At 48.5% G+C, this 6,138-nt stretch carries 8 protein-coding genes and 2 tRNA genes; 2 read left to right on the plus strand and 8 right to left on the minus strand.

The window, feature by feature from the left end; translation table 11 throughout:
- From VJB08_05755 to VJB08_05765, 3 genes are all read right to left on the minus strand, one after another.
- Positions 1–762, minus strand: a 762-nt coding sequence (locus VJB08_05755) for a hypothetical protein (protein HLD43460.1), incomplete at its 3' end; no start/stop codon positions are given.
- Positions 752–907, minus strand: a complete 156-nt coding sequence (locus VJB08_05760) for a hypothetical protein (GenBank protein ID HLD43461.1) — start codon at positions 905–907, stop codon at positions 752–754. The genes VJB08_05755 and VJB08_05760, both read right to left, overlap by 11 nt.
- Positions 908–1,002: 95 nt before the next feature.
- Complete coding sequence (locus VJB08_05765) at positions 1,003–2,751, minus strand: ATP-dependent DNA ligase (GenBank protein HLD43462.1); 1,749 nt, start codon at positions 2,749–2,751, stop codon at positions 1,003–1,005.
- A 45-nt stretch (positions 2,752–2,796) separates the two neighbouring features.
- On the opposite strand from VJB08_05765, the gene VJB08_05770 reads away from it, so the two are divergent.
- Positions 2,797–3,444, plus strand: coding sequence for a nitroreductase family protein (locus tag VJB08_05770; GenBank protein ID HLD43463.1), 648 nt, complete (start codon positions 2,797–2,799; stop codon positions 3,442–3,444).
- Positions 3,445–3,447: 3 nt separating this feature from the next.
- Here VJB08_05770 and VJB08_05775 read toward each other — a convergent pair whose 3' ends face one another.
- Entirely contained in the window at positions 3,448–4,515 is a 1,068-nt protein-coding gene (locus tag VJB08_05775; protein ID HLD43464.1) for a sigma 54-interacting transcriptional regulator, read from the minus strand.
- A gap of 123 nt (positions 4,516–4,638) precedes the next feature.
- On the opposite strand from VJB08_05775, the gene VJB08_05780 reads away from it, so the two are divergent.
- A tRNA-Arg gene (locus VJB08_05780) sits at positions 4,639–4,731 on the plus strand.
- Between the two features lie 25 nt (positions 4,732–4,756).
- Here VJB08_05780 and VJB08_05785 read toward each other — a convergent pair.
- From VJB08_05785 to VJB08_05800, 4 genes are all read right to left on the minus strand, one after another.
- Positions 4,757–5,152: a PIN domain-containing protein gene (locus VJB08_05785; GenBank protein ID HLD43465.1), complete on the minus strand. Its 396-nt coding sequence runs from the start codon at positions 5,150–5,152 to the stop codon at positions 4,757–4,759.
- The gene (locus VJB08_05790; protein HLD43466.1) at positions 5,149–5,379 is read right to left on the minus strand and encodes an antitoxin VapB family protein; all 231 of its coding nucleotides are present in this window, start codon (positions 5,377–5,379) and stop codon (positions 5,149–5,151) included. Before VJB08_05790 ends, VJB08_05785 begins: the two co-directional genes overlap by 4 nt.
- Positions 5,380–5,499: 120 nt before the next feature.
- Complete coding sequence (locus VJB08_05795; protein HLD43467.1) at positions 5,500–5,874, minus strand: hypothetical protein; 375 nt, start codon at positions 5,872–5,874, stop codon at positions 5,500–5,502.
- A 110-nt stretch (positions 5,875–5,984) separates the two neighbouring features.
- Positions 5,985–6,070 (minus strand) — tRNA-Gln (locus tag VJB08_05800).
- Positions 6,071–6,138 lie beyond the last annotated feature (68 nt).

Raw genomic sequence — 6,138 nt, forward strand, 5'->3', positions numbered from 1 at the left:
CAGCCAATCTGCTGCAGAATCCAGGTTTGCCAAAGCATCTGAGTAGCTGTAACTTGGAGCAAAGACCTTATAGCCTTCTGCCTCAAGCTGCTTGATCCTCTCCCGAAATGCCCCTCCATTCTGAGACGTTCCGTGAAGAAGGATATACGCCTGATCCCCTGGCTTCAGGCTTTTCATGGTTTTCTTGTTCCAGCCATCCACAATCTCCTTCCCAAAAGTGATATCAAAGGCATTCAGACCCATAGAGAGGAGTGTCCTTGCCAGATTATCAAGCCTCCTCTTAGGCCCAGGAATGCCATGACTAAGCCGAGCTCGCTCCTTAAGCAATTTACGGTATAAGTCCTTGGTAGGATCTTGCGTTTCAAGTGTATCAGTCCAGTCTGTTCCCGGCATTGGACCAGTATGCACAATATCAGAATAGAGCTGCCTGTCAAATCGTTTTGCTTCCCTGGCAAGCCTCTTCGGAGCTGTAACCCGTGCTTGGATGATAGAATCAATAGCCGGCAGAAGCTCATCTTCAGGGTTCTTTTGCTCACCCGGCTTCCCAACTCCCCGCCTGGCCTCCACTTCCTTAATCCGATCCTCAAGCTTGGAGATAGAAGGGATCCTCAGCCCATTATAATACGGCTTCAGCCTTTTTACCAGCTCCTTATCAGAAAGAACCTTTTTTGGCCCTTTCCCGCGATAGCCTACCTCGGCCTTTACTCCGCCATTTCTTTCCTTAGCTGTGTAGTACAGTGAATGGTTTGTTTTAGTGCTCATTATACGCCTCACCGCAGCTTGGGCATTTCACAATTTCCTGGCTGATATGCTCCATTCTATGGCCGCATGCTCCGCAGAGGAATGTTGCTTGAAGTATCAAAAGCTCCTCATCGAGCTGCACGTCCAAACCTTGTGTAATTGACATAGTTCCCCCTATAACCAATAGTACAGTATAGGGAAGAGCTAGTATATAAACATTTCTATTTTTAACTACTAATAAATAGTAACAATAGGCTGCATCTACGTCTTTTTTTGCTCTTTATAAAGCCGCTCCACCAAGGCCAGGCTGGAAACCTCTGACTTGTCCTCACGCAGCCTGACTACTCTCGGAAACCGCAAAGCATACCCTGACCCATACGTAGGGGATTTCTGTATCTCCTCATAACTCACCTCGACTATCACCCTGGGCCTGACCCGGACAGAAGTGCCTTTTTCCTCAGTTATGAGTGGTTTCAGGAGAGCTGTAAGCTCTGCAAAAGTCACCCCACCCTGCTCCTCCTTCTCTTTTATGCCAGTCCCAACCTTGCCTACTTCGATATACTTGCCATGAGATTCACATGCCAAAGTAAAAGAGCTCAGCCAGCTCGACCTCTTTCCCTCTCCCCATTCAGCTCCCACAATCACTAAATCAAGGGTCTCCATCATAGATTTCAGCTTCACCATATAGCCAACCCTTGCCCCCGGCTTATAGGGAGCACCCGGCGCTTTCATCATCACCCCTTCATTGCCTGCTTTAAGCGACTCCTCGTAGAATGCTTGCGCCTTCTCTCTGTCATCAGTAACCAGCTGCCGTGAAAGCACGATTTTCCTTGGGCTAGCCTCTATGATCTTCTTCAGCATCTTTCTCCGCTCTGCAAAAGGCTCCTCGATAAGGTTCTTTCCATCGAGATAAAGAATATCAAAGACATTGACCTCGACAGGAAGCTTTTGGGCAAGCAGCTCGATGTCATGTTTCCGCTTAATGCGTTGAGAAATATGCTGGAAAGGCACATAGTTCCTGGTCTTCGGATCATAGCCAACAGCCTCAGAATCCAGGATGCAGGAATCCGCCCTGGCATACCTTGAAACAGAATCCACGACATCTGGAAACTGGCGTGTCACATCCTCCAGTCTGCGCGTGAAGACACGTATCTTCTTTCCGTTCTTATGGATCTGCAGGCGGAGGCCATCATATTTGTACTCGATCGCAGCAGGCTCTCCGACTTCCTCAAAGCCGGAATCAATATCTGAAACCTTGATTGCAAGCATGCACTTGATGGGGACACCGATAGCTAATGGAATCTTTTCTATGTCTTTAAGGCCTTTCTGCGCCTGGACAGCAACCATTCCCCAGTCTGCCGAAAGGTCAAAGCCGCGCTGGACTGCCTCAACAGCAGCAGTATAGGCTTCCCGCTCAGGAATTCCAATCTCCTGGGTTGAGGGGTCGTACGAAATCTTCAGCTGCTTCCCAAAATTCACCCAGACAATGCTGTCGCGCAGCACTCCAGCTCCTACCCCTACCCTTAATTCTCCCAAGATGGTCCTGCAGATGTATTTAGCCTCAAGAGGGCTGGCAGAGGTGAGCAGCTCTGCAATCAGCTGGATCTTCCGGTCTACAGTCCCTGCTCCCTCTATCTCTGCAAGCTTCTTGAGATTCTCAAAGACCTTCCTGACCGAAAGCTTTTGATGGCTCAGCGTCGATTGTGATTTCTTGGAGATAATGTGCTGGCTGACAATCCCAAGATCTCCTGTCTTTTTCCACTCAGTTATAATCCCCTCATGAGATACACCAGATGCAACAGCGATAGCCCTGGCAAGCAGCTTTGACGCTACACCAATCTTATGCTCATCAGCTGCAGGATACAGGCTGCCCTGCAACAGCAGCATGATTGCGCCTAAATCGCTCTCATGCACAGACTTCAGAAACTCAGAGATGATAAAGGTCTTCTGAAGCCGCTTTGCGCTCTGCTCCAGCCTCTCATAGACCTCGCAAAGTTTTTTGTAGTCCATTTGATAGGTAATTTTATAAATACAGGATATATAAAAAGCATGAGCATGGAAACGCTGCAGGCAATAGCAACAAGGAGGAGTGTCCGGAAATACATCGACAAGCATGTTCCCTGGGAGTTGGTTGGGAGGATTCTTGCTGCAGGCGCAGCTGCCCCTTCTGCAGGCAACCTCCAGGATTGGAGGTTTATCATTGTCAGAGATGACGAGAAGAGGAAGGCGATAACAGAGGCCTGCATGCTGCAAAGCTGGATGATGCAGGCTCCGGTGCATATCGTGGTTATCGGAGAGCCTGCAAAGCTCAAGCGGTTCTACGGAACCCGGGGAGAGCGGTTATACTCTGTCCAGGACAGCGGCGCTGCCTGCCAGAACATGCTGCTGGCTGCCCATGATTCAGGCCTTGGAGCTTGCTGGGTCGGTGCATTGGATGAGGAAAAGCTGAAGATTCTCCTGAAATGCCCTCCTGAGACAAGGCCGCAGGCAGTGATCACAATTGGCTGGCCTGCAGAGCAGCCCCAAAAGCCTGAGCAGTTCCAGATGATGAATGTCTCATATATTGAGAGATGGGATGGAAGGATTGCAGATGTGGATTACACGCTCGGATACACCAGCGCAGCAGTAAGAAAGACAGTCAAAACTGCAGGAAACCTCCTCAAAAGGTTCCATGAGTGGCTGGTGAAGAAGCGCTCAAGCTGAGTTTTAGCTTATTTCTGGAGCATGCTTGGGCGCAGGAAGCTTTCGAAGGCCGTACTTACGCAGCCTCTCTCTGACACTTTTTCTGCTTGTCTTTAGAATCCTGGCCATCTCAGAAAGATTGCCTTGGGTTTCTGTATACAGGCACGTGTATAATTCTTGCTCAACAAGACCAACAACATTGGGGCGGGTTTGAGACTGCGCTGCAGCTTTCAGCACTGCTGCAATAGCATCTTCAAGGCATGGTGGAACCGGAGTAGCAAGCCAAGGGAAATCTTTTTTGGTTAGGTCTTGTCTGTCGGAAGGCGCAGCAAAAACAGCACTCTTTATCGTGTGCTGCAGCTCACGCACATTTCCCCTGACAAACCCATAGTCCTGAAAAAGAGCATACGCGGAATCTGAAAAGGCCAGGTCGTGATACTGCAGCGCCTTCCTGATTTTGGTGTTATAGATCGTCAAAAAGAAGTCTGCAAGAAGGCAGATATCACCAGGCCGATCCTTCAGTAGAGGAAGATGAATCCTATTTTGATTGAGCCGGAGATAGAAGCCCTCATCCAAGCTTCCAGACCCAATCTCGATTTCAGGATGCTCCGGAAGAGCTGCTATGACCCGGGCATCCACGCTGTTAGAGGCAACAGACCCAAGCCGCCGCGTTGCCTTCCCGTCTAAAAAAGAGAGGAGCGACCACTGGATCTCTTTTGGGAGATGATGCGGAAAAGGAATGTAGAGTGTTCCCTTACAGGCATACTCAATCATGCCCCTGGTGGCCGATTTTGATCCGGCAAAATTGGTATGCACATGCCCAAAGATATCATTCTCTGGCGCTTCAGGCCCGATCAGAACAAATGGTGTGCTAACTCCTCGAGAGGAATTTGAGGCGTGATGGATGTACTTCGCAGCAAGATCCTTTCCAGTGCCGCTTGCTCCCATAAGCAGGAGGGAAATATCTAACCGAGATGCCCGCTCTAAGAGGCCTAACACATGCTGCATTACAGGGCTGATTCCATAGATCCTTCTCTCATTGCCCTTATGATTGATCTCTTCAGTAAACGAAATGTATGTTTTTTGTTCCATCGGATACGCATGCGAGAGGTTCCGGACAGGGGTTTCCCCAGCTTTAAAAAGGTTACCCCTTGGCAGTTGAGTCAGGCTGGCAGCGTAATGCTTTTTAAAGAAATGCAGCTTTTTCTCAGCTACGCTCCTGTGGTCTAGTGGACAGGATACAACCCTGCGGATCAGCCATGATGCAGTTGAAAGGTTGCGGCCCGGGTTCAAATCCCGGCAGGAGCGTATTATTTTGAAGGAGTTAGGAGGTTTAATACTTCTCCAATGTAAGATTTGGGATCCTTGTGAAATGCTTAGGATTCCCTGTGAGAAGCGGTTCGTTGTGTACTAATGCGATTGCCGCTATCATAATGTCTTCTATATCGATGGTCTCCCCTTTTTTAATAAGAGCCGCTTCAATCTCTCCTGCTGTCCTTGCTTCCTCGTCACCAAAAGAATAAACCGGGAGGGACTGGATAATCTCGTGAACCTTCTTTTTCTCCTTCTCCCGATTCTGGCTTTGGAGAGCGCCACTCCATAACTCCATAACTGAGATAGAAGTGATGGCTTTTATTGCAAATTTTCTATCCAGATTCTCTGCCTTCTCCTTTGCAGAGAGATTCTTACCGCGCAGAAGTTCGATTAAGAATGATGTGTCCAGAATCATTGTTGGAGCAGCCGTTTCTTATGAGAGCTTAAATGGGATTTCCTCGCGTCCCTGATGGATTCCTCTAACGCATTTGCGCTTTCCTCGCTCAATGCACCATAAAAAGAGGAGAGATTTTTCTTACCTGATAGTTTGATGATTGCTTCGCTAAAACTCTCGGTAACCGTCTTCTTTGACTTGAGGATAGTATATGCCTCTTCAGTGATGGATATCGTTTTGGTAGCCATGTGTATGTGTATGTATGTGCACTATATAAATCTTTCTTTTTAAGCGATGTGTTCAGATAAATGTCCTCATTCCCGGGGGGAATATATCTAAGAAAAAGTAATTAAAAAAGAAAAAAAGACTTACGGGTTCGCCGCAAGTCCGTAAATCTCACGCAATGCAACGACGATGCTTGCTGGCAATACAAAGGCAAGGATGCTGTTCAGGATGGTCTGAAGCTGTGGACCAATGATGGGGGTGGCCACGAGTGTAGCTCCGCCAAGTCCTGTAACAACCACGATTGCTAACGCCGCAAACAAGAACGCCTGGGTCTCATGGCTGCTGACATTCAGGAGCCCGACAATGAGCCCAAGTACAGCCAGGGTAGGGATAATCCAGACTGCCTGGCCTGCCATAAACCCGGAGAGCAGCGCAATAACAACTCCTCCGATAAATGACCAGCTGCCTATCTTTTCAAGCCCATCACTCGCAGTGGGAAGCGCCGGGGTTCGTTTCATGAATTCACCTCTTTTTTTCATAGGAGTAACCTCCTCTTTACCGATTTAGAGGTATTGGGCTTTTACCTTTTTAAGATTTTCAGAGTACTTAGAAGGGGTAAATAAGTGAATAGCCCCGCCCGGATTTTCGACATCCTTTCGAACCGAGGTCCTCAGGTCCAAAGCCTGAGATGCTTGGCCGCTACACCACGGGGCTAATGGACGACAAAAAAGAGCCGAGCATTATAAAGATTTCTGATGGGTGGTCTCTGGTGAAAATCCCGC

The organism is Candidatus Nanoarchaeia archaeon (assembly GCA_035290625.1).
In the GTDB taxonomy this organism is placed as follows: Archaea; Nanobdellota; Nanobdellia; order Woesearchaeales; family DATDTY01; genus DATDTY01.

Bases quoted from the DNA above. Each gene is read 5' to 3' on its own strand.
- VJB08_05760 (HLD43461.1), bottom strand. From the start codon at position 907: ATGTCAATTACACAAGGTTTGGACGTGCAGCTCGATGAGGAGCTTTTG.
- VJB08_05765 (HLD43462.1), bottom strand. From the start codon at position 2,751: ATGGACTACAAAAAACTTTGCGAGGTCTATGAGAGGCTGGAGCAGAGC.
- VJB08_05770 (HLD43463.1), top strand. From the start codon at position 2,797: ATGGAAACGCTGCAGGCAATAGCAACAAGGAGGAGTGTCCGGAAATAC.
- VJB08_05775 (HLD43464.1), bottom strand. From the start codon at position 4,515: ATGGAACAAAAAACATACATTTCGTTTACTGAAGAGATCAATCATAAG.
- VJB08_05785 (HLD43465.1), bottom strand. From the start codon at position 5,152: ATGATTCTGGACACATCATTCTTAATCGAACTTCTGCGCGGTAAGAAT.
- VJB08_05790 (HLD43466.1), bottom strand. From the start codon at position 5,379: ATGGCTACCAAAACGATATCCATCACTGAAGAGGCATATACTATCCTC.
- VJB08_05795 (HLD43467.1), bottom strand. From the start codon at position 5,874: ATGAAACGAACCCCGGCGCTTCCCACTGCGAGTGATGGGCTTGAAAAG.